At 42.4% G+C, this 23259-nt stretch carries 25 protein-coding genes; 10 read left to right on the top strand and 15 right to left on the bottom strand.

Features of this window, described 5'->3' with window-relative positions; translation table 11 throughout:
• Positions 1-27 precede the first annotated feature (27 nt).
• A complete protein-coding gene (lepA, locus tag AC37HE_RS07265; protein WP_500782140.1) occupies positions 28-1815 on the bottom strand; it encodes a translation elongation factor 4 in 1788 nt (595 codons plus the stop codon).
• 209 nt (positions 1816-2024) lie between these two features.
• Between lepA and AC37HE_RS07270 the strand changes: the two genes are divergently transcribed.
• Positions 2025-2714 carry a lipid-A-disaccharide synthase N-terminal domain-containing protein gene (locus tag AC37HE_RS07270; protein ID WP_500782141.1) on the top strand — a complete coding sequence of 230 codons (690 nt, stop codon included), beginning with the start codon at positions 2025-2027 and terminating at the stop codon, positions 2712-2714.
• 4 nt (positions 2715-2718) lie between these two features.
• Positions 2719-3687: a GDP-mannose 4,6-dehydratase gene (locus AC37HE_RS07275; protein ID WP_500782142.1), complete on the top strand. Its 969-nt coding sequence runs from the start codon at positions 2719-2721 to the stop codon at positions 3685-3687.
• A 36-nt stretch (positions 3688-3723) separates the two neighbouring features.
• Here AC37HE_RS07275 and AC37HE_RS07280 read toward each other — a convergent pair whose 3' ends face one another.
• Genes AC37HE_RS07280 through AC37HE_RS07295 form a run of 4 tightly spaced genes read right to left on the bottom strand, consistent with a single transcriptional unit; the run spans position 3724 to position 7412 of the window.
• Positions 3724-4353: an SRPBCC family protein gene (locus AC37HE_RS07280; protein ID WP_500782143.1), complete on the bottom strand. Its 630-nt coding sequence runs from the start codon at positions 4351-4353 to the stop codon at positions 3724-3726.
• 19 nt (positions 4354-4372) lie between these two features.
• A complete protein-coding gene (locus AC37HE_RS07285) occupies positions 4373-5359 on the bottom strand; it encodes an NAD-dependent epimerase/dehydratase family protein (RefSeq protein ID WP_500782144.1) in 987 nt (328 codons plus the stop codon).
• Entirely contained in the window at positions 5356-6063 is a 708-nt protein-coding gene (locus tag AC37HE_RS07290; RefSeq protein ID WP_500782145.1) for a CPBP family intramembrane glutamic endopeptidase, read from the bottom strand. Before AC37HE_RS07290 ends, AC37HE_RS07285 begins: the two co-directional genes overlap by 4 nt.
• Before the next feature lie 14 nt (positions 6064-6077).
• Positions 6078-7412 carry an SDR family NAD(P)-dependent oxidoreductase gene (locus AC37HE_RS07295; protein WP_500782146.1) on the bottom strand — a complete coding sequence of 445 codons (1335 nt, stop codon included), beginning with the start codon at positions 7410-7412 and terminating at the stop codon, positions 6078-6080.
• Positions 7413-7786: 374 nt separating this feature from the next.
• Here AC37HE_RS07295 and AC37HE_RS07300 point away from each other — a divergent pair, with 374 nt between their 5' ends.
• Positions 7787-8791, top strand: a complete 1005-nt coding sequence (locus AC37HE_RS07300) for a hypothetical protein (protein WP_500782147.1) — start codon at positions 7787-7789, stop codon at positions 8789-8791.
• On the opposite strand, the gene AC37HE_RS07305 is transcribed toward AC37HE_RS07300, so the two are convergent.
• Entirely contained in the window at positions 8781-9575 is a 795-nt protein-coding gene (locus AC37HE_RS07305) for an SDR family NAD(P)-dependent oxidoreductase (RefSeq protein WP_500782148.1), read from the bottom strand. The two genes, AC37HE_RS07300 and AC37HE_RS07305, sit on opposite strands and share 11 nt — an antisense overlap.
• A 197-nt stretch (positions 9576-9772) precedes the next feature.
• A complete protein-coding gene (locus tag AC37HE_RS07310; RefSeq protein WP_500782149.1) occupies positions 9773-10150 on the bottom strand; it encodes a MotA/TolQ/ExbB proton channel family protein in 378 nt (125 codons plus the stop codon).
• 225 nt (positions 10151-10375) lie between these two features.
• Here AC37HE_RS07310 and AC37HE_RS07315 point away from each other — a divergent pair, with 225 nt between their 5' ends.
• From AC37HE_RS07315 to AC37HE_RS07335, 5 genes are all read left to right on the top strand, one after another.
• Entirely contained in the window at positions 10376-11485 is a 1110-nt protein-coding gene (locus AC37HE_RS07315; RefSeq protein WP_500782150.1) for a sensor histidine kinase, read from the top strand.
• Positions 11482-12210, top strand: a complete 729-nt coding sequence (locus AC37HE_RS07320; RefSeq protein WP_500782151.1) for a LytR/AlgR family response regulator transcription factor — start codon at positions 11482-11484, stop codon at positions 12208-12210. Before AC37HE_RS07315 ends, AC37HE_RS07320 begins: the two co-directional genes overlap by 4 nt.
• Before the next feature lie 74 nt (positions 12211-12284).
• Complete coding sequence (locus AC37HE_RS07325; protein WP_500782152.1) at positions 12285-13163, top strand: cation diffusion facilitator family transporter; 879 nt, start codon at positions 12285-12287, stop codon at positions 13161-13163.
• Between the two features lie 68 nt (positions 13164-13231).
• Entirely contained in the window at positions 13232-13696 is a 465-nt protein-coding gene (locus AC37HE_RS07330; protein ID WP_500782153.1) for a DUF6452 family protein, read from the top strand.
• Complete coding sequence (locus AC37HE_RS07335; protein ID WP_500782154.1) at positions 13641-14348, top strand: DUF6048 family protein; 708 nt, start codon at positions 13641-13643, stop codon at positions 14346-14348. The genes AC37HE_RS07330 and AC37HE_RS07335 overlap by 56 nt, the downstream gene beginning before the upstream one ends.
• A 221-nt stretch (positions 14349-14569) precedes the next feature.
• Here AC37HE_RS07335 and groL read toward each other — a convergent pair whose 3' ends face one another.
• The 6 genes from groL to AC37HE_RS07365 all read right to left on the bottom strand — a co-directional run bounded on the left by groL (position 14570) and on the right by AC37HE_RS07365 (position 19563).
• A complete protein-coding gene (groL, locus tag AC37HE_RS07340) occupies positions 14570-16204 on the bottom strand; it encodes a chaperonin GroEL (RefSeq protein ID WP_500782155.1) in 1635 nt (544 codons plus the stop codon).
• A 35-nt stretch (positions 16205-16239) separates the two neighbouring features.
• Positions 16240-16518, bottom strand: a complete 279-nt coding sequence (locus AC37HE_RS07345) for a co-chaperone GroES (RefSeq protein WP_500782156.1) — start codon at positions 16516-16518, stop codon at positions 16240-16242.
• Between the two features lie 341 nt (positions 16519-16859).
• The gene (secG, locus tag AC37HE_RS07350; protein ID WP_500782157.1) at positions 16860-17216 is read right to left on the bottom strand and encodes a preprotein translocase subunit SecG; all 357 of its coding nucleotides are present in this window, start codon (positions 17214-17216) and stop codon (positions 16860-16862) included.
• 16 nt (positions 17217-17232) lie between these two features.
• Positions 17233-17811 carry a DUF8458 domain-containing protein gene (locus tag AC37HE_RS07355; RefSeq protein WP_500782158.1) on the bottom strand — a complete coding sequence of 193 codons (579 nt, stop codon included), beginning with the start codon at positions 17809-17811 and terminating at the stop codon, positions 17233-17235.
• Positions 17811-18335, bottom strand: coding sequence for an LptE family protein (locus tag AC37HE_RS07360; RefSeq protein WP_500782159.1), 525 nt, complete (start codon positions 18333-18335; stop codon positions 17811-17813). The genes AC37HE_RS07355 and AC37HE_RS07360 overlap by 1 nt, the downstream gene beginning before the upstream one ends.
• Complete coding sequence (locus AC37HE_RS07365) at positions 18322-19563, bottom strand: sigma-54 interaction domain-containing protein (protein ID WP_500782160.1); 1242 nt, start codon at positions 19561-19563, stop codon at positions 18322-18324. The genes AC37HE_RS07360 and AC37HE_RS07365 overlap by 14 nt, the downstream gene beginning before the upstream one ends.
• A gap of 261 nt (positions 19564-19824) precedes the next feature.
• Between AC37HE_RS07365 and kdsB the strand changes: the two genes are divergently transcribed.
• A complete protein-coding gene (gene kdsB / locus AC37HE_RS07370; protein ID WP_500782161.1) occupies positions 19825-20580 on the top strand; it encodes a 3-deoxy-manno-octulosonate cytidylyltransferase in 756 nt (251 codons plus the stop codon).
• Positions 20577-21050, top strand: coding sequence for a putative molybdenum carrier protein (locus AC37HE_RS07375; protein WP_500782162.1), 474 nt, complete (start codon positions 20577-20579; stop codon positions 21048-21050). The genes kdsB and AC37HE_RS07375 overlap by 4 nt, the downstream gene beginning before the upstream one ends.
• Here the strand turns inward: AC37HE_RS07375 and uxuA are convergent, their stop codons facing one another.
• Both uxuA and AC37HE_RS07385 read right to left on the bottom strand, forming a co-directional pair.
• Positions 21051-22274, bottom strand: coding sequence for a mannonate dehydratase (gene uxuA, locus AC37HE_RS07380; protein WP_500782163.1), 1224 nt, complete (start codon positions 22272-22274; stop codon positions 21051-21053).
• 116 nt (positions 22275-22390) lie between these two features.
• Positions 22391-23197: an SDR family oxidoreductase gene (locus tag AC37HE_RS07385; RefSeq protein WP_500782164.1), complete on the bottom strand. Its 807-nt coding sequence runs from the start codon at positions 23195-23197 to the stop codon at positions 22391-22393.
• Positions 23198-23259 lie beyond the last annotated feature (62 nt).

Raw genomic sequence — 23259 nt, forward strand, 5'->3', positions numbered from 1 at the left:
TTCGCAATGAGGTATTTGGGATAATAATTAATCTAATTTCAGTACGGCAAGGAAAGCCTTCTGTGGAACTTCAACATTTCCCACCTGCTTCATTCGTTTCTTACCTTTTTTCTGTTTCTCCAACAGTTTACGTTTTCGGGTGATATCGCCTCCATAACATTTCGCTGTAACATCCTTACGCACCGCCTTAATAGTTTCACGTGCAATAATCTTAGCACCAATAGCTGCCTGAATCGCAATATCGAATTGCTGACGCGGAATCAACTCCCGCAATTTTTCACACATACGGCGTCCCAGAGTGTAGGCATTATCGAAGTGGATTAACGACGACAAGGCGTCAACCATCTCACCATTCAGTAAGATATCCAAACGCACCAACTTAGCGGGTTTAAACCCAAGCATGTGATAATCGAAAGAAGCATATCCCTTCGAGATTGACTTCAATTTATCGTAGAAGTCAAACACGATTTCACCAAGCGGCATATCGAAAGTCATTTCAGTACGTTCTGCGGTCAGGTAATCCTGTTTGATCATAATCCCGCGTTTATCCAGACAAAGGGTCATTACCGGACCAATAAAATCAGACTTGGTAATAATCTGGGCACGAATATACGGTTCCTCAATCTCATTTATCTTATTAGCCGAAGGCAACCCACTGGGGTTATAAACATGCATTGTCTCACCATCAGTTGTATGTACCAGGTACGACACGTTGGGTACTGTTGTGATCACATTCATATCGAACTCCCGATCCAAACGTTCCTGTATAATTTCCATGTGCAACATCCCCAGGAAACCACAACGAAAACCAAATCCCAGCGCTGCCGACGACTCAGGTTCGTAAGTCAAAGAGGCATCATTCAACTGCAACTTTTCCATAGCAGCACGAAGATCCTCATAATCGTCAGATTCGATCGGATATACACCGGCAAATACCATGGGCTTCACTTCCTCGAATCCGGAAATCGCTTTTTCACATGGATGAGCTTTGTGTGTTATGGTATCACCAACTTTTACTTCCTTGGCTGTTTTAATGCCCGAAATAATATAACCTACATCACCGGTTCCCAGTGCCTTTCGCGGTTCCAATCCTAAACGCAACACGCCAACTTCATCAACATCATATTCCTTCTTGGTGTTGACAAACTTCACCAGGTCGCCTTTATTGATCGTTCCGTTTACAACCTTGAAGTAGGCAATTACTCCACGGAAAGGGTTGAAAACCGAATCAAAAATCAAAGCCTGAAGCGGTGCTTCCGGATCTCCGACCGGAGCCGGGACATCTTGTACAATGCGGCGAAGAATTTCTTCTACACCCTCGCCCGTTTTTCCACTGGCACGAATTATATCTTCCCGTTTACAACCGATCAGATCAATAATCTGATCTTCGACAACTTCCGGCATTGCATTCGGAAGATCCATCTTATTCAATACCGGAATAATTTCGAGATCATGCTCAATCGCCAAATACAGGTTCGATATGGTTTGAGCCTGAATGCCTTGCGTTGAGTCGATAATCAACAAAGCACCTTCACAGGCAGCAATTGAACGCGAAACTTCGTACGAGAAGTCCACGTGTCCCGGAGTATCAATAAGGTTTAATGTATATTTTTCGCCATCCTGTTCATAGTCCATTTGAATAGCATGACTCTTAATGGTAATTCCTCTCTCCTTCTCGAGATCCATACTATCCAATACCTGAGCCTGCATATCGCGTTCGCTAACCGTCTTGGTAAGCTCCAGCAAACGGTCGGCCAACGTACTTTTTCCGTGATCAATATGGGCAATAATGCAAAAGTTGCGAATGTTCTTCATCTGGTTAATTTGTAAAATTCTATTAGCCAATTTCTCCCAATCTAATTTGCGCAAAGATATTCAAATTTTGGGAAGAAATATAGTCCCCCCTAAGCGTTACCAAACTTTAAGTAATTGCCCAAATACAAAGATGATACGTTAAATTCATCAAAATAATCCGCCGGCAGCAATATTCGGCTATCTTTGCACCGCAAATTGAAAACAAAGAAATGGATCATATCCTGATATTAACAGTCGGATTCATCGCACAGGCACTGTTTTTTGCCCGTATCATCATCCAATGGTTCAAGTCGGAACACGAAGGAAAAGTACTTTCTCCCATTTTATTTTGGAAAGTTAGTTTGCTCGCCTCTATCCTGATGCTCCTATACGGAATTCTGCGGAAAGATGCAGCGATCTTAATCGGGCAAATCCTGGTTTATTTTATTTATATCCGCAATATTCAGCTGAAAGATGCCTGGAAATCCATGTCAACACTCAGCCGTATCACGATTTGGGTTACTCCCATTATCATCTTGGGTTATTTGTTTTTCGGCACCACTTATTCGCTGGCAACTTTCTTCAAGAACGCCGATAACCCGTTCCTGTTGATGATTTGGGGGATCCTGGCCCAGCTTACTTTTATTTCACGTTTTTTCTACCAGTGGATTTATTCAGAAAATAAAAAAGAATCCGTTCTACCTGTTGGATTCTGGGTTATAAGTATCGCTGGAGCAGCAATGAACTTCATTTACGGTATTTTCCGATTCGACCTGGTGCTCATTGCCTCTCACGGACTTGGTTTATTCATCTATCTCCGAAATATTTTAATTCTGCAAAATAAGAAGAGTCTTTTCAGCCGTTTAAATATTCCTTTTTTAAACGACCTGATTGCCCGAGTTTCGAACAAAATTAAATAGCACTATGGCAACAATTCTCATTACAGGCTGCGCCGGATTTATAGGATCTCATCTGACCGAAAAATTTTTAAACAACGGCTATCAAGTAGTTGGAATTGATAATTTCGACCCGTTTTACGATCGTTCCGTTAAGGAACAAAACATGCAAGGCTTCCTTAGTAATGAGAACTTTCGCTTTTTTGAAGTTGATCTGGCTGACACCGATAGGCTTTTTAAAAGTTTAGCCGAAGTACAAATTGATGCCATCGTTCATCTGGCCGGAAAAGCCGGTGTTCGTCCATCGATTGAGGATCCGCAAGGCTATATTCGGGCCAATATTGTTGCCACCCAAAATATTCTGGATTTGATGAAGGAACGCCAAATCCGGAAACTGGCTTTTGCCTCCTCGTCCTCGGTTTACGGTAACACCAAGGAAACGCCATTTCACGAACAGCAAGATGTAAGCAATCCGATTTCGCCCTATGCTTTTACTAAAAAAGCCTGCGAATTGCTGAATTACACCTATCATTCCCTTCATAAGCTCGACATTGTGAATATGCGCTTCTTTACTGTTTTTGGCCCTCGTCAACGACCCGATTTGGCCATTCACAAGTTTACTAAATTGATATTAAACGGCAGCGAAATCCCGATGTTTGGCGATGGCAGCACATCGCGCGACTATACCTACGTAGCCGATACGGTTGACGGCATTTACCGGATTGTAAACTATCTTTTCGATAACGAAAAGGTTTATGAAATTGTAAACTTGGGCAATAATCAACCGGTGAAACTTCGCGATATGATTGCATCAATTGAAAAAGCAACTGACTGCAAAGCCAACATTAAACAACTGCCCATGCAGCCGGGCGATGTCGATATTACATATGCCAATATTGAAAAGGCCAAAGCCTTATTTGGTTATAATCCGCAATTTTCGTTTGAGAAGGGAATCGGAAACTTTGTTGACTGGTATACAAAGAATCAGGAAAAGTAATACTCCTCCTGATTCGATAAAAACTGCACGCTTTTTTTACAGAGAAGACAAAATACTTTTTAAATCGTTGAAATTGTCCCGGAAGACTCTTTTAACCAAAGGATCTTGAATTATCCGAGGAAAACGAAGACCATCGCGGCTCATCGCAAAAAAAACAATCCGAACATGGCCTTCATCTAATTTCGTGAGTTCCCAACGAGCCTGATAATCGCGAATCCGGGTACACTTGGACGCTTTGGGAAACGCATCCGGACAACTTGAGATATTGATCAAACAAGATCCGTCACCTGGATTCTGCAGCTCGTAATTGGTAATCAAATCCTGGTCTTTTAGTGGCCATGGTAAATTCAATATGGTTCTAGAAACCATACCAATCCCCTCAATTTCCTTACTGGTTACTTTTGCCACACCTTTCATCCATTGTTTACTGTTTTCAGACTTAGATAGAAACTCAATTGCTTTTTCGAAATTGCACTGAATTTCCATTTCAACCTTCCGTTCCCTAACGGATAAATCCGGATTCACCTGCACCCAACGCTCAAAATGATTAATCCCGTTGGAAGTCATTATACATGACCAATCTTTGGGGGTATCATTTTCTCCCCCTCTTGCAATCGTTGTAAAACAAACGAAAGCCGTAATCCAAAGCACTATTTTCGAATACATAGATCAATAAATTTGGCTGTTAAATTTGTCCGGACTCATTTAGCCAGGCAACCGTCTTTTTCAGACCCACATCAAGAGAAGTTATCCGGTAACCGAATTCCCGTATTGCTTTTGCACTCGATACTTCCCAGTTTTTCATATATCTTTTCAACCAACTCGATGTTACCAAAGGCGGCTTACCTGTAATTTTAAGCCGAAGCTCCATAAGTCTGGCAATGCTCAAGGCCGCCCATCCAGGCAGGTGAATCATCCAATACCGCTTATTTGAAGTTGCAGCAAGTTGGTTGAATAGTTCATTTAAAGAATAGTTTTCGCCACCCAGCAAATAAACTTCTCCGGATCGGCCATATTGCATTGCCAACAAGTGGCCTTCAACAACATCATCAACGTAGACGTAATTTCCCCGGCAATTACCATCTCCGGGAAGCAGCCTGAACTTGCCTTGCAAATAGAGCCTGGTCATCCGGGTTACTCCGTTTGCTTCGCTCAAACGACCTGGTCCATACACTCTTGTCGGGCTAAGCACAACCACCTCGAAATTCGGGGACCTTTGGGAGAACGCTAGTTTCTCTGCCAGTTCTTTCGTTTCTTCATAAAGATTCATGTAGCCAATGTGCCGCTTGGTCTCCTCCGTTATCGGTCCATCTTCTGATGGACCAAATCTTCCTGCTGTAGAGGTGAGTATAAATTTCCTCACTCCTGCTTTTTTCGCCGCCCTTACCAAATGCGAAGTTCCTTCAACATTCACCAAGTAGAAATCCTGCACATCAGCACTGCGCATCTTAGCACAGGCAGCCAAATGAAAAACAAGCTCGCATCCGGCTACCAAGCTATCGAGCGATGCATCGTCAAGCAAATCACCTAAATGATACCTGACATTTTCCCTTCCGCGATATTCTGGTTTCATGCTACGAACAAGAGCATGTACTTCATGTCCTTCCGCAACCAGTCGATCAACCAGTTGAGCACCAATAAAACCTGCGGAACCTGTTACTGCTATTTTCATGACTTTGAGATTGAACTGTTAAAATTCGGGCTGAATGGCAACAAACCGGCATTGTGCGCTGAGAACCAATCTGTTGAAATAGCGATTGAACAATGAATCAGGAATGCAGTCCATATGGATCCAGTCCATAGTGTCAGCAAACAAAGCATAACACCAATGGGAATTGAACCAATTGTTTCAACGCGTCCCTTGTGAATATGTGCCAAAGAGTATAGAATTACATTAACAACGACTGCCTCGGTGTTTCCAAACTGAGAGGCACAACCGAAGAGCAACCATCCACGAAACAAAAATTCATAGGCCAACAAGTACAAAACCCAACTCAAGCTACTTAGGATCATAATCCGTACATTCCACCGACGAAACCGAATCTGTGGATATTGAGCCAAGTTGTCTGCTGTTTTTGCCCTTCGGAAACAAATGATCACGACCAACAGGCTAAGTCCAAACCAAGCTTGCAGGCTGAACGCTAAATCTTCAACCGATAGACCAAGCTTATCCGGATGTTGCAATACATAGTCCGATGCAAATAACAGCGGTATTCCGAGCAAACAAATGAACCCCCAAATTCGCCTTAGATAAACGGTCATTTCATTTTGAGCCTTATCCTGAAAAAACAAACCTTTAGGCCCAACCAATGCTGCCCCGCCCAGGTAAAGCAAAAATGCAAGGACTGCAATTGCTATGATAAAATTTGTATTCATCTCCTCACTGTTATTTATTTTACACTTAGAATCATATCAATTTCACGAGCATTGCTAACATGGAGTTCCCGTTTCACAAATGAAGAGATTAGTGGGATCCTAATTGTGCCTGGTACTACTCCCATTAAAAATCGGTAGAGACGATTTGAAAATCCCGGTATAATGACCTTGCGGTGAGCCAGCATATCACGAACAGCAATCTTTGCAACCTCCTCGGCACTCTTCACTCCAAAACGAGCAACTCGCGACTGCTGGTTTACTCTCGCACATACATCCGAATTAGTCGGCATAGGCCCCGGACACAATGCACTGACAAAAACGCCTGTATCTTTCAACTCTTCATTTAAACAACTTGAAAAATTCGAAACAAACGCCTTCGATGCCGGATAGAGTGTTTTGTAGGCTATTGGGCTAAATGAAGCCATACTTGATACATTTAAAATAAAAGCTTCGTCATGCTCTTTAAGTTTGGGAAGCAAATACCAACTTAAAAGAGAAACAGACTGAATATTGATCTGAATCATCCGGTTCAGATACGTACTATCAACCGAGTCAAACGACTTAGAGCCTCCAATTCCTGCATTATTAATAAGTATCGAGACTGACCGTTTACCAATCCAGCTATGAATTTGATCAAACGCATCCGCCCTTGTCATATCAATTTCAAATCCGTCTACGGCAATCCCAAACTCTTTCCTGATTTCCGAACTAACTTGCTCTAAACCTTCATTCGGAAGTGAAATCAACAACAAGTTGACTTTGCGCAAAGCTAATTCTCGCGCTATTGACAAACCTAGTCCTTTACTAGCCCCGGTAACCACAGCATACTGCTGTTCCTGTGTTTTCACAAGGTTTTGCTTTTGCGATTTTAAATATTCCTGTCGCGAAACAACTAACTTACGAACGAGGAAATAAGCCAACACTGCAGCCGGAAGTCCAGTAATAAAACCTCCCAACAAGAATGCAGCTAAGACCGATACACCTGATCCGAAAATGGTGCTTAACGAGAATAATTCCGAATTATCAGCGAAGATCAATGTTTGTTCAACGCCCAATATTTCAGCACCGATAAAGAAATTGAATCCAAACACAAAGGCTCCTGTTAACAAGTTTGTTTGAAAAACAGCAATACCGGCTGCAAACTTGTTCCAATACAAGATGCGAGCTAAGAAAATCGCGATAACAAACTGGAACCCGATAAAAGGGGTCATCCCGATAAAGGTACCTAATGCAAAACCTTTGGCTATCCGCTCCGGAGTATCCTGAAGCTTTAAAATCTTTTTTTGAAATGTTATAAAGCGTTCCTTCCATACCTCTAGCCACCTTTTTCTGTTAACTGAACTTTTCATAACAAGTAATTTAGAGTGAATAATCTCATTGACCATTTGTCAGCTAAGCCAACAAGTTTCTAGATCAAAATTACTACCTGTACAAGGCTTACGGATACGGATTCTCAAAATGCCAAACCAAGGAATTTGCATTTTTTGCAACATCCTGTCCTATTTATCAATCCTATTTGCGAAAAACACGAAATGAGACTTATCTATCTTTTTCTGATTTATTAATTTCTGCAAATATTTCTATCAAAGCACTCGTGTTTTGGGCATTAACTGCAAAAGATATTCACACATTATCATTTCCGTAAATGAGATATGAAACTTTGGCACATCAGACACAGTAAAAACAATATGTTCCTTATGAGCCAAAACCACATATATTGCCTATGAACGACTGCAAACAAATACAAAAAGAGCTATTCGAAAGGGTCAAACTACTATTACCACCTAATGTTTCAATGGTCCATGCTGTTTCCGAAATTCTCGGCCTCAGTTACGACAGTACATATCGACGAATACGGGGTGAAAAATTCCTGGGCATCGACGAATTTGTAAAACTAGCATCAAGCTTTGGGTTATCAATTGACAACCTATGCATGCCCGACAATCAATTCATCACCTTTGATCACCATGCAATGGATCCCACAAATTTCCGGTTCAAGGATTGGGTGGCAACTATTCTCAACGATTTAATTCGAATAAAAGAAGCTCCAACCAAGCATATACTTTACTCTGCAAAAGATCCGCCGATCTACCATTATTTTGTCATTCCGGAAATTGTTGCTTTTAAAGAATTCATCTGGGAAAAATCTGTTTTTCAGTTTCCGGACTACATTGACAAACAATTCACATTCGATTCTATTCACCCCGAAACACTTGAAAAAGGAAGGCTCATTAGTAAAGTGGCAACCAAAATTCCGACAACGGAAATTTGGAATGAGAACACCCTTCTTTTAACAATGAGACAAATTGAATACTACTGGATAGCTGGCTTGTTTAAAAGCAAAGATGATGTACTGAACTTGTTAGACAAAGTTGAAAAATGGATTATGCACCTTCGTAATCAAGCGCAACTGGGCTATAAGTTCATGCTTGACGAACCTGAGGAAGGAATTGAAAATAGTTATACGCTATATGAAACGGAGCTAATTCACAATGACAATCTTATTATCGCAACGGTAGCCGATAAGAAAGTAACTTATATTGCGGTCAATTCATTAAACCTTTTGCGGACCACAAACCAAAATTACGGCGATAACGTCTCGGAATTCTTAAACAATCTAATCTCACGTTCCAACTTAATCTCGCAAAGCGGTGAGAAAGAACGAAATCGGTTCTTCAACAAACATCTCTATCTTTTGGAGGAATTGAGAAAAAGAATCAGTTTCTAACTTGTTTTTGCCTGTTTTTCTCTTGAATGTATTTGATACATCTTGCCTGAAAAGTATAAGTCATGAAACGACGCAAAAATAAAGTCAATTTATTCAGCCGCCCGGGAACAGCGAGCACCCGACCCGCCTTTAATGCACGATAACCATAAATAGCCACATCAAAGGCACATGCCATATTCACTTTTATCTTAGGATCGTCGGACCCAACAGCCTTCTGAAAGCCTGTTCTTGTTATTCCAGGACAAAGAACAGTCATGTTCACCCCGGTTCCTTCCAATTCGGTAGCAACCGATGTTGTAAATGAAAGCAAATAGGCTTTAGTAGAATAGTACATACACATTAGGGGGCCCGGGTGGAAAGCAGCAAGTGACGCTACATTTAAAATTTTACCGGATTTACGAGTCAACATATGTGGCAAAAAAAGCTTAACCAACTGGGTAGGCGTATTAATATGCAGCATAATCATCTTTTGTTCCCGTTGCCAATCCGTTTCGTGGAATCGTCCAAACATCCCAAATCCAGCATTATTGATCAAAGTATCAATTTCAATGCCTGACTCATTTACAGCCTTGTAAATAGTCAAAGCGGAATCGCTATCACTTAAGTCAATAGCCATTGTATTGATTTCGATACTGGAATCTTTAGTCAAATCTTGTTTGCAAAGGTCAAGGCTCTTTTCATCGATATCGATCAAAAATAAATTAAAACCTTCTGCTTTCAGTATTTTAGCAAACTCCAAACCGATTCCTCCTGCGGCTCCGGTCACTAACGCCCATTTTCCCATAATAGTATTTTATCCTGTCTTCGCAATTTTCGACCTTTTGGTTGCATGCGAGACCAAATACCAAAACCCGGAAAAACAAACATTATTGCCCTAAACAAGTACACCACGGATACCCAGCGCCATGCATAAAAACAAACCGGCTGATCTGCAAAGATTTCAACCGGCTCCGTTTTTAGGCATTTTTAATGAATAATTTTTCAAGATAAACTTTTCCGGATTGTAAACTCTCTCAAAATACCCCAGCAAAGCAGGCTGAAGATAAACGAGAACAACCCATAAAGCGGTGCGATCATGCTAACTCTAAATCCTCCGGCAATCAAGGCAGGTGAAATATCTCCCGCAGCCTCAATCGCATTGAACGCCATAAATAAACCAATAGCTTGCCCCAGAATTCCGGTCACGAAGGCCAGGCTTCCGAATAGTAAAATCAGATCAAGCCCTGCTTGGGTATAGTTGTGCTGTATAAAAATCCGGATAATTTTCTGCACCGTAAATACCAGCATCACAATTGTCCAAACAGTTACGATTCCCATAAACAAAGGACCACCCATGTAAAAAAGATCAATCAATTTCATGACATTTAAATTTACAATTTATTCTCAAGCTTAAGCAATTCGTAAGCGATGACAAAAGATTATCGATCAACGACATTATTCCGATAGGATATAGCAAAAGAACTTCCGATTCATCCATTTAATCGCCATCGGTGCTGTATCCTGCTGAAATCGATCCGTTCGTCGACAATTGTTTTGCTGCCGTTAAAAAATCGGGTAAATTCATTTCGAAAAAAGAAATCCAGCATGCTAAAGCAGTTGACGTACAAAGATCTGTTTAATCAACGATCGGCACTTAAAACAGGCCAGCATCTCCTGTTTTGGTTGATCTCGTACCTGTTCTTTGTTCTTTTCTTCGGGCGTGCCAACCGCGATTACCCCACAACCGTTGCTTTCGCATCCATGCTTTTCCCTTGGGCAATTGCTACCAGCTACTTTTTAAACTATTATCTCATTCCCCGATTCCTTTTCAGCGGAAAGCACTTTCGATTTATACTGTTTCTCATTTACACCTTTATCATCACCTTGTGGCTCGAAACGCTGATCAGCTTATTTGTATTCATGTTCATCACCGATCTGAAGTTTTACAAGCTCGACCCGTCAACCTTCGACGTGGTGTTTTTGCTCGTCGGACTTTATTTTGTGATCCTCGCATTTATCGCCATCGAACAGGTAAAGAGAGCTTTCGCTATGAAAAAAGAGAACACCTGGCTAATGAACCGACAATACAAAACAGAACTAAAACTTCGGGAGTCGGAACTTAAATTACTACGAGCACAAATTCATCCGCACTTCCTCTTCAATACGTTGAATAATCTGTATGGACTAACACTTGAAAAATCCGATCTGGCGCCGGAATTGGTGCTTAAACTGTCGGATTTGATGGATTATATGCTCTACAAATGCAACAGGCCCAAAGTTAATCTTCAGGATGAATTGGAACATTTGAAAAACTACATCGAGATTGAACGTATCAGGTATGGAGAAAAACTCGCTGTTAAATTTGAGATTAAAGGACAGACAGAAAAGCAGGAAATAGCCCCGATGCTGCTACTGGCTTTTTTTGAAAACGCCTTTAAACACGGAACCAGCAAGTCGCTGGCAAAACCATTTGTGGACATTCAACTGTCGATCGATGGCCCAAAACTTCATCTGAATATTCGAAACAGCAGCCACTCAACCAGTGCCAAAGAAGAAGATTACACCCATGGTATCGGCTTAAAGAACGTGCAAAAACGGTTAGAACTAATCTACCCCAAACATGGCTTGCATATCGAAAACGGAGACGATACCTTTGAGATCGATTTAAGTCTGGACCTAAGTGACGAACCACCTGTAAAACCAACAGGCCTATGAACGAAATCACATACAACTGTCTGATTGTCGACGATGAACCCATTGCTATCCGGGTTATAAAAAACCACCTGTCTGAGTTTAAGAACCTGACGCTGGTAGGCGAATGCAGTAATGCAATCGAAGCCATTGAACTTCTTTCTCAATTTAAAGTGGACTTAATTTTCCTCGATATACAAATGCCTCAGATTACGGGTGTAGAATTTCTGAAGAGTTTGAACCAGGCGCCGAAAGTTATTTTTACAACCGCTTACCGCGATTACGCCATCGACGCATTTGAACTCGACGTGGTAGATTACCTTTTAAAACCAATCTCGCTGGTTCGCTTTTCAATGGCAATCAATCGTTTCTACCAGCGAATGCACGAAACAACGACTCTGCAAATGCCATCGGGGGAGAAAAATCCAGACTATATTTTCCTAAAGGCCGACAAAAAATTTCACAAAGTCTTACTGAGCGACATCCTTTACATCGAAAGCTTTGGCGATTACCTGATTGTACACTGCGAAAACAACCGCCTAACGGTAAAAGAACGAATCAGCCAACTGGAAGAACAGCTTCCAAAAGAGTTATTCCGGAGGGTTCACAGAGGGTTTATCGTCTCACTTGCCAAGATAACCGCCCTTCTTCCCGGCCTCATTGAAATTGGCAGGTACAAGGTTCCGGTTGGACGGAGTTATAAGGAGGTCATTGAAAATTTGAAGCAAGGACCATTGCAAACGCCCTGATTAAACACCTTTTTCACCTCAGTTGTGACAATCTGTTTTGCTTTATACAATCCGTTTTGCTTATTTTTGTCTCAATGAATTCATCCAAACACAAATATGTTATTTGGGAAGGCTGGATCTCTATCATCGCCAACACCCTGCTGTTCTTCCTGAAATACTGGGCCGGCGTTGTATCCGGATCAATTGCCCTGATTGCCGATGCCTGGCACACGTTGACCGACTCTGTTTCGTCGGTCATTGTTTTAATTGGCGGCAAACTTTCGCGCAAGCCTGCCGACGATGAACACCCTTTTGGACACGGCCGGGCCGAGCATATTGCAGCAGTTATTATTGGTGTATTGCTGGCAATTGTGGCTTTCGACTTCATGATCAGTGCCTATGATAAACTCATGTCGCGAAAGGCTGGAAACTTTGGGACTGTCGCCATCGTGGTTACAATTATATCGATTGTAGTCAAAGAAGCGATGGCTCAATATGCCTTTTGGGCTTATCGCAAGAGCAAAGCTTCAATCCTGAAAGCCGATGCCTGGCACCACCGCACCGACTCCCTGTCATCAATCATCATCCTGATTGGTATCTTTGTGGGTCGATATTTCTGGTGGATTGACGGCTTGCTGGCTTTTGTTGTTGCCATTATGATTGGTTATGCCAGCTACGAAATTCTTTCCAAAGAAATTAAAGCACTCTTGGGGGAAGATGTCGACCCGGAGGAAATTGAGCGAATTAAGCAGGAGGTATACCTGGTGCTTAAACGGGAGGTTTACATTCATCACTTTCACCAACATCGTTACGGCGATCACAGCGAGTTAAGCTGTCATATAAAGTTGCCGGCACAAATGCCATTGGAAGACGTCCATAATATCTGCACACAAATCGAGAAGATCATCTTAGCCAAATTCAAAATGGTTGCGACCATCCACCCCGAACCATTGAACAAACAGATAAAAGGCTAAAGTTTTAAAGCGATAAAGTACTTTACTTGATATTATGCTTAAATTAGCCAGCCAAGAATAAATAAACCATGAAGCAGTTCTTTCTTCTTTTTATTTTGATCGCTGCAGCCGTTGCTTGTAAAGAGGTTTACGACACCCCACCGGAGTCGCGGGTTCAGCTTGGGCTGTATTACACCAATGTAGATAACAGCGACACTCCGCTGCTGACCACTTATGGTCTGGGACAAGACAGTATTTGGTACGACGCTGAAAGCACGGACTCTTTTCTTCTTCCCCTGTCTGACTCGGGTGTATCAACCTTTGTGGTTTTAATCGACTCTGTTGCCGATACGCTTCAAATACAGTATAGTCCGCACATTGCCTACGAAAGCATGGAATCGGGTTTTTACTACACCTACTGGATTCAATCGGTGATGAGCACAGCAAATAAAATCGATAAAATTTCTCTGACGGATACCTTGGTAAACGAAAACTGGCATGAAAATATTCAACTATATCTTAACGATAGCACTGCTTTTACTGTCGCTAACTAGCTCTGCTAAAGAACAAGAGAAAAAAGTCAGACCTAAACGGACCGACAATTATATTCATATGCCCGGCTTGCGTTTAGGACTCGATATCTCACGACCATTCCAGCAACTTTGGACCAAGGGTAATCGTTATGGAACAGAGGTGAGTGCCGACTTTGAGCTAAAGCCGAACTTGTACATGGCTACTGAGGCCGGCTGGGAAAAACTGAAATTACAACAGCCGCTGGTCGACTATCAAAGCTCGGGTTCCTACCTGAGATTGGGAGTTGATTACAATGTGCTTAGCCCTGAAGAAAGTGACACCAAAAGTATGTTTTATTTTGGGGTTCGCTACGCCTTCGACATTGCCAGCCAACAAGTCAATTCGTACACTACTGAAGGATATTGGGGCAGTAGTTCCGGTTCGTTCCCCAAGCAGAACTTTAACTCGCACTGGGCTGAATTTATCGTCGGTATAAAGGGAGAAGTCTTGAAGAACTTTTACATGGGCTGGAGTATTCGTACAAAATTTATGTTGGCTCAAACAAAGCAGACGTTGCCCGAAGTTTATTTTACTCCGGGATTCGGGAAGTCGGAAGGTACAGTCGCACTCGATTTTAGCTATTCAATTTATTACACCATCCCGTTTAAGTTCCGAAAAGAACCTGCTAAATAAACCCGTTAATTTGGTATAAAGTAGCTTAAGGCTTCCACCTGGATGAAAATAATCAGTCTTTAGACAATCTAAACTCCGGCTCTAATTCAAGTATCATTAAATTCGTGAATACATAGTTGCCGGTTCCTGATTAAACTGAATCAGAAATAAGGACAAAAAGAAAGCGCAACCAATATTGGCTGCGCCTCTGTATGTAGGGATACAATGTATTCGATTTTAGATTACATCATGCCGCCCATACCGCCACCCATTGGAGGCATAGCAGGAGCAGGATTATCTTCTTTTTCATCAACCAATACACACTCTGTAGTCAGGAACATACCAGCGATAGAGGCTGCATTTTCCAAAGCTACACGAGTTACTTTAGCCGGGTCGATGACACCGCTTTCCAGTAAGTTTTGGTATTCGTCAACACGAGCGTTGTAACCAAAGTCGCCTTCGCCTTCTTTTACTTTTTGTACTACAACAGCACCTTCTTTACCCGAGTTAGCTACAATTTGACGCAATGGCTCTTCGATAGCACGTTTTACGATTTCAATACCGGTTGTTTCGTCTTCGTTGTCACCAGTCAATCCTTCCAAAGAAGCAATGGCACGGATGTACATCACACCACCACCAGGAACGATACCTTCCTCAACTGCTGCACGAGTTGCACTCAATGCATCATCAACGCGGTCTTTCTTTTCCTTCATTTCTACTTCCGAAGCAGCACCAACATACAATACTGCAACACCACCGGCCAATTTAGCCAAACGCTCTTGCAGTTTTTCTTTGTCGTAGTCTGAAGTCGTTGTTTCGATTTGCTTTTTGATCATGCCTACACGAGCATCGATCGCTGCCTGATCGCCGGCACCGGCAACAACTGTTGTATTTTCTTTGTCAACTGTAATTTTTTCAGCTGTACCCAACAGATCCAATGAGGCTTCTTCCAGTTTCATACCTTTTTCTTCAGTAATCACTGTACCGCCAGTCAATACAGCCAGGTCTTCCAGCATTTCTTTACGACGATCACCAAATCCAGGTGCTTTTACAGCACAAACTTTCAGTGAACCACGCAGGCGGTTAACCACCAAAGTAGCCAATGCTTCACCATCAACATCTTCAGCAACAATCATCAACGGACGACCAGTTTGAGCTGTTTGTTCCAATACAGGAAGCAAGTCTTTCATGGTGCTGATTTTCTTGTCGTGAATCAGGATGAACGGGCTATCCAACTCAGCAGCCATTTTTTCAGTATTGGTTACGAAATAGGGAGAAATGTAACCACGGTCGAATTGCATACCTTCAACTACATCAACATATGTATCTGTACCTTTGGCTTCTTCAACAGTGATAACACCTTCTTTTTTCACTTTTTCCATGGCTTCAGCAATCAACGAACCGATTGTTTCGTCACCGTTTGCTGATACTTTAGCAACAGACTTAATTTTATTGAAGTCGTCGCCAATATTCTGAGCGTGCGCTTTAATTCCTTCTACAACTTTAGCAACTGCTTTATCGATACCACGTTTCAAATCCATTGGGTTAGCACCGGCAGTTACGTTTTTCAATCCAACATTGATGATTGATTGAGCCAATACAGTAGCAGTTGTAGTACCATCACCAGCATCGTCACCGGTTTTGCTGGCCACTTCTTTCACCATTTGTGCACCGATGTTTTCGTATGGGTCAGAAAGTTCGATTTCTTTTGCTACCGAAACACCATCTTTGGTGATTGCCGGAGCACCGAATTTCTTTTCGATTACAACGTTGCGACCTTTAGGGCCTAAAGTTACTTTTACTGCATCAGCCAATTTGTCAACACCTTTTTTCAGCTGATCTCTTGCGTCAATATTGAATTTAATTTCTTTAGCCATTTCTCTTTGCTTTTAAATAGTTTGTTACTAAATAATTACGCGATATACAACACATCGGTTTGTGACATCAACAGGTAGCTTATTCCATCGATGTTCAACTCAGTACCTGAGTACTTACCATAGAAAACAGTGTCGCCAACAGCCACTTCCATGGCTTCGTCTTTTTTAGCAGCACCTACCAACACGACTTTTCCAGCTTGTGGTTTTTCTTTAGCTGAATCCGGGATGATAATTCCGCTTGCTGTTTTTGTTTCTGCTTCCTGCGGTTGAACAAGAATTTTACCTGCAAGGATTTTACCTTTTAATTCTGCCATTTCTCAAATTATTTTAGTTATACATGTTTTTTAAATTGACACCCTTACTTATCCAAAGCTATGCCAAAAGCGTCAAAAGCCTTTACGGAAGTAAAATGTGACAGTTTCGTCAGTTATTCTGAATATCCGGAGCCTGTATGCGGACAAAACAGCTGAAACACAACGTGGTCAGGTATGACATTATTTCAGCCAAACTGACAAAGCTGTAAAATGGCTCGAGACCTTTATCCTGACATAGCGGCTGTAATTCCCGAAGTTGGAATCTGAAAGTTGAAACTTAAGCGCACGAAAAAAGGCTCACTCCGTAGAGTAAGCCTTCATATCTGAATTCGGATTATTTCTTATTTAGCTGAATCAGCAGGTTGTGCAGTTGTTGCATCTGCCGGAGTCGCTGTAGGAAAGTTTGGTACAGCATTCGGATCAACAGCTTGTTCTACCTGGTCTTTAATGGCTGACTCGTTTGTTTGTGCAGTTCCGCGAGGAATGAAAGCACTACCAAAAACGGATAACAACAACAAAGCACCGGCCAATACCCAAGTTGCTTTTTCTAAAAAATCGTTTGTTTTGCGCACACCCATAATTTGGTTGCTTGATTGGAAATTACTTGCCAAACCGCCACCTTGTGAATTTTGTACTAAAACGATTAAAATCAAAAGCACACAGGCGATAAATAATAAAACAGTGATCAGCGTATACATTTTGGCTTATTAATTATTAATGAATTAATTTTTTTACTTCTTCAATTTGACCGGCAAAGTAAGTATTTTTTTCCGGATATTTCAAACTTAATTTTTCGTAGGCTAATATGGCTTGTTTATACATTCCCTGCCGCAGATAAATTTTAGCAAGTGTCTCGGTCACAAACTCCGGCGACACGCTTCGTTCCTTTGGATTTTCGCTATTTTCATCCGCTGTTTCGACTTTGGCCGGGGCCTTTCTTCTTAAGGTTTTTACCAAGTCCGACAAAGATTCGGAAGATTCCGGTTCGGCTTCCAGTTGATAGCTACCAACCGATGCATATTCGCTTGCCAAAGCGTCCATCTCCTTCTCCTCCAATGCATCCTCCGTCATCAGAAAATGATAGAGCTTACGCCTGTCGGTTATATAAAAGGCTCCTTTTGCCAGGTAAAAATCAAACTCTTGTGAATTCGTCTGCTTCAGATTTTTCAACAGCAAAATCCAGGCTAACTGAAAAGCCGGATATTCCTGCACTAACTCTTTAAACAAAGGTATGGTAGCCTCGTTCAAAAGCCGGGGATTTTTCAGAAATTGATGGAATTCGGAAGTTTGCATTACCAGTTTGCAATTGATGCATTAAAAATATCGTCGGTTAACTGATCCAGAATCTCCTCCATTATCGAGTCTTCAACATCGCTCAACAGGTTGGTCGCATCAAAGTCGTAATAAGCAGAGAAAGTCTTCTCCCAGTCGTCATCGTGGTTTTTGTTATTCGTAAACTTCATCTTCACAGTCACCGTCAGTCGGTTTTGCGCTGCGGTATCCCCTTGCTTAATGTTCATCGGTTTTACATCGTAACCGGTAATTGTTCCCTGGAACTCCAAATCTCCATCCTGATCCAGCAAGTTCAACGATGTTTGACGAGTCAATTTATCCTGCAAAGCTTCTGTTAACTGCTGGCTTAAGTTGGGATTCACCAAACGAGCCCGGTTAGGCATGTAATAAACGGTGAATGTCTTCACCGACGGATCGATAGATGCTCCGGTGAAAGAATAGGAAACTTTACACCCCTGAAAAACCGGGACTGCCAGTACCAGTAAAAATAGAAGGCTAAAGAACTTTGTTTTATTCAATATCATACTCTTTGATTTTACGGTACAATGTCCGTTCTGAAATACCCAGTTCCTGGGCGGCATATTTACGTTTTCCTTTATGTTTTTCGAGTGCTTTTTTAATCAACTCAATCTCTTTGTCTTCCAGCGACAGCGATTCCTCAACAAACTCCTCTGTATCCTGAATATCATCATGTTCGTCATGCGAATCGTAATGCACCGTTTTATTCACAGTAGGCTCCGGAACATACGTCGGTGCTTCGTTCTGATACAAATTCTGAATAATTTGTGCATGTTCTGCCCGTACTTCCGAGGACGATCCTTTATCGTGCATTAAATCGAAAACAAGCTTCTTCAGGTCATTCATATCCTTTTTCATATCGAATAAAACCTGGTATAAAATCTCGCGTTCCGAATTGAAGGTCTTTTCGCTGCCTCCTTCCCGCTGATAAATAGCAGGCAATTGAGGCGCACCTCCCAAGGGCAGATAGGTACGCATAGCAGCACCGGTAATATTGCGCTCCTGCTCGATAATCGAGATTTGCTCGGTAATGTTCTTTAATTGCCGAACGTTTCCCGGCCAGTGAAAAGATTCCAGCACATGACGGGCCTCCTCGTCCAAACGAACAGGCGGCATGCGATAGCGCTCAGCAAAATCAAGTGCAAATTTGCGAAATAACAAGAAAATATCCTCACGACGATCACGCAAGGGCAATACCCGAATTGGCACTGTATTTAACCGATAATATAAGTCTTCACGAAACTTTCCTCCCTCAATTGCAGCGGGGATATCGACATTAGTTGCAGCAACAACACGAACGTTTGTCTTCAACACTTTCGACGAACCGACTTTCATGAATTCACCGGCTTCGAGCACACGCAGTAAACGCACTTGGGTCGATAAAGGCAACTCTCCGATCTCATCCATGAAGATGGTTCCCCCGTCTGCTTCTTCAAAATACCCTTTCCGATCAGCCAAAGCACCGGTAAAAGCCCCTTTCTCGTGTCCGAAAAGCTCTGAATCAATAGTACCTTCAGGAATAGCACCACAGTTCACAGCAATATATTTACCATGTTTGCGTGCTGAAAATTGATGTATAATTTGTGGAAAGTTCTCCTTCCCCGTACCGCTCTCCCCGGTAATTAATACCGACAAATCAGTTGGAGCAACCTGAACAGCTACTTCAATAGCCCGGTTTAAGCCGGGAGAGTTTCCAATAATTCCGAATCGTTGTTTAATTTCCTGAACGTCCATTTTTCAGTTTCCGATTAATTTCAACAAAGTTATAATTTTAAGCAGAACCGCGAAGCACCGCCAAAAACTGTGCCCCGAAATTTTGTCAGTTTCTGATGTAAATTAACAACATTTAAGCGAATGTCAATCCTCCTGTCTCCAGCTTTTAAAGCCATGGCTGAAATTGAAAGAAGTTTAATTCGTACATTTGCATCATTCATTTTCAACCTTCGAACTTGAACGGACGAAAATAAAGTACTGATCTTATTGAAATTGAAAGACATGAAATTCATTGCAATTATTCCGGCCCGTTACCAATCAACCCGTTTCCCGGGAAAACCGCTGGCTAAATTAGGTGATAAACCAATTATCCAGCATGTGTATGAAAACGCCAAAAAGAGCGTTGAACACGTTTGGGTAGCTACCGATGACGAACGAATTGCAGAAACCGTTAAATCATTTGGCGGACAATATGTCATGACTGATCCCAATCATCCGAGCGGAACAGATCGCTGCGCTGAAGCTGCCGCGTTAATCGCAGGCCAAACCGATTTCGATGTCATTATTAATATCCAGGGTGATGAGCCATTTGTTTGCGAAGCGCAGTTGGAAGCCTTGAAACAATGCTTCAACGATCCCATTACGGAAATTGCAACTTTGGTAAAATTGATAGAAAATGAAGAAGTTCTTTTCAACCCCAACCGTCCGAAGGTTGTCTTCAATAACGACAATTACGCCTTGCTCTTCAGCCGTTCAACCATCCCCCACATCCGGGGAAAAGCGGAGAACGAATGGCTTAAATCACACACATTCTACTCTCACTTAGGAATGTATGCATACAGGGCGACTATTTTGCCACAACTCACTCAGCTAAAACCTTCCTCACTCGAAGTTGCTGAATCACTCGAACAGCTGCGTTGGCTCGAAAATGGGTACAAGATCAAAATAGCAGTAACCGAGTTTGAAAGCATCGGTATTGACACACCGGAAGATTTAGAACAAGCAAAACAGTTTTTGGAACAAAGAAACCTGAAATGACCTTGGAGAAAATCATCAGTGGAGGACAAACAGGCGTAGACCGAGGTGCACTGGATGCATGCCTGGAGCTAAACTTCCCCTGCGGAGGTTGGTGCCCGGCTGGCCGCGCGGCCGAGGATGGTCCAATTCCGCTGTCGTATCCGCTGATTGAATTACAATCTCCTTATTACGATGACCGTACACGACGCAATATCGTTGAATCGGATGCCACCTTAATCATTAGCCAGGGAAAATTAAGTGGCGGCACATTACTTACCGCCAACTATGCCAAACAAATCGGGAAACCGGTTTTTATTTTTGAGCTTTCGCCCTTTTTCATTGACAATACATTTGAAAACTTATGCGATTTTCTGGAAGCTTACCGGGTTCGCACCCTCAACGTTGCCGGCCCCAGAGCCAGCCAGTGGAATAAGGCACACGAAAGCTGCAGCCACCTTGTGAAACTGTTGATTAAAAAAGTCGCGACTTAGCTATTCTAGCATTCGCTCGATCCCCATTTCCAAACCGCAAAGTTCTGCCAGCCCTTTCAATCGTCCGATCAACGGATAGCCCGGATTAGCTGACTTCCCGTAATCGTCGAGCATCTTGATACCATGATCCGGACGAACCGGAATCGTCACATCTTCCCGTCCTTCCGCAACTCGCCGGTTCTGCTCTTCCAGTAAAGCTTTCATGATTGGAAATAAATCCACATCGCCGTAAATATGACCCGACTCGTGAAAACAACCATCGGGCAAAAACACATTGTTCCGCAGGTGCGTGAAATGAATCCGGTCTCCAACCGACTTGACAATAGCAGGTAGGTCGTTTGAGCGATTCACTGAAAGCGAGCCGGTGCAAAAAGTGATTCCGTTTGCGATCGAATCAACCTGCCGGCAAATCCATTCCAGATCGGCTTGTGTACTCACAATCCTAGGTAAGCCCAACACCGGGAAGGGCGGATCATCCGGGTGAATGCAAAGCTTCACTCCATACTCTTCGGCTACGGGAATCACATCTTCCAAAAACAAACGTAAATGCTCGCGCAACCGATCGGCATCAATCTCCTTATAAGTATCGATAAATTCGAGGAAGAGCTTTTTATAATCCGGTGCAGAACCATCAATAACCCCATCGATAAAACCTTGCGTAACAACTATAATATTGTATGCCAGCAATTCCTTTTCTTCATCGGTTAACTTTTCGGCCAGCACACGAGCCTTCGCTACAATATCGGCAGGGTAGTCTTTTTCCGCACCGGGACGTTTCAAAATAAAAGCATCGAAAGCCACAAATGTGGGAAAATCAAAAAACATCACCTCGCCACCATCTGCTAACTTAAAATGAAGATCGGTTCTCACCCAATCCAGCACCGGCATAAAGTTGTAACATATGCGATCGATCCCGCATTTCCCCAGGTTGCGAATTGACTCCTGGTAATTGCGAATCAAACGATCGTAATCTCCGTTGTGCGTTTTAATGCCTTCCGAAACCGGCAGACTTTCAACAACACTCCAACGCATGCCGTAACTTTCAATTTCATTCTTAACTTTCAGAATTTCCTCAACCGGCCACACTTCTCCATTCGGGATATGATGCAATGCTGTCACCACACCTTCAATTCCCATCTGGCGCAGATCAGCTAAACTCACCGAATCTTTTGCGCCAAACCAACGCCATGTCTTTTCAAGCCCCATCTTTATTTTAAATTCCAAGGTTCATATTTCAAATTCCAAGTTCCGGCAATTCGGACATTTAGCGAAGCTAAGTACATAAATGTAACATTCATGAGTCCAAAGTCCGGTAACAGTTCAGTAATTAAACCAGTCAACTATACTCCGGAGAACGAGCTAAAACCTCCGTCAACAGGGATGATTGTACCTGTAATGAAGCTGGCAGCATCCGAGCAAAGAAATTGCACCAACCCGTTCAGCTCGCTGATATCGCCAAATCGTCCCATGGGTGTTTTGGCCAATACTTTTTTGCTGCGCTCAGTATACGAACCATCCGGGTTAATCAACACAGCACGGTTCTGATCACCGATAAAAAATCCCGGAGCAACAGCATTGACGCGAACTTTATCACCAAATTTCATCGCCATTTCCATCGCCATCCATTGTGTGAAAATATTGACACCTGTCTTAGCAACCGAGTAGCCCATCACACGGGTAATAGCCGAGTAAGTGGCCATCGACGAAATATTAATAATGCTTCCTTTTCCACTTTTGGCAATAACTTCGCCAAAAATCAGACTTGGCACAATCGTTCCGTCCAGGTTCAATTCAGTAACCTTCTTATAATCGTCAATTTTCAAATCGAAGATATTCTGATCTTCACGCAAAGTTGCACCCGGCAGGTTTCCACCGGCGACATTAATCAGGATATTGATGGCTCCCCATTTATCCAGCACCAAATCGCGAACCTCTCGAATACGGTCTTCATCCAGTACATCACAAGGATAGCCAATCAAATTTTCATTTTTATTGGCTTCGAGTATCTTTTTCAACTTTTCTTCCTGGCGCCCTAAAACAACCACGCGAGCACCTGCCTCCAGCATACTTTGGGCAATGCTACCACCCAACACACCGGTACCTCCGGTGATTACAGCTACTTGTCCTTCAATACTAAAATTATTCATAAAGCTTAAGTCATTTTATTCCAATCAAAAGTACGAAAAATAGAGATTTTAGAGACGTATTA

The organism is Mangrovibacterium sp., from assembly GCF_059905295.1.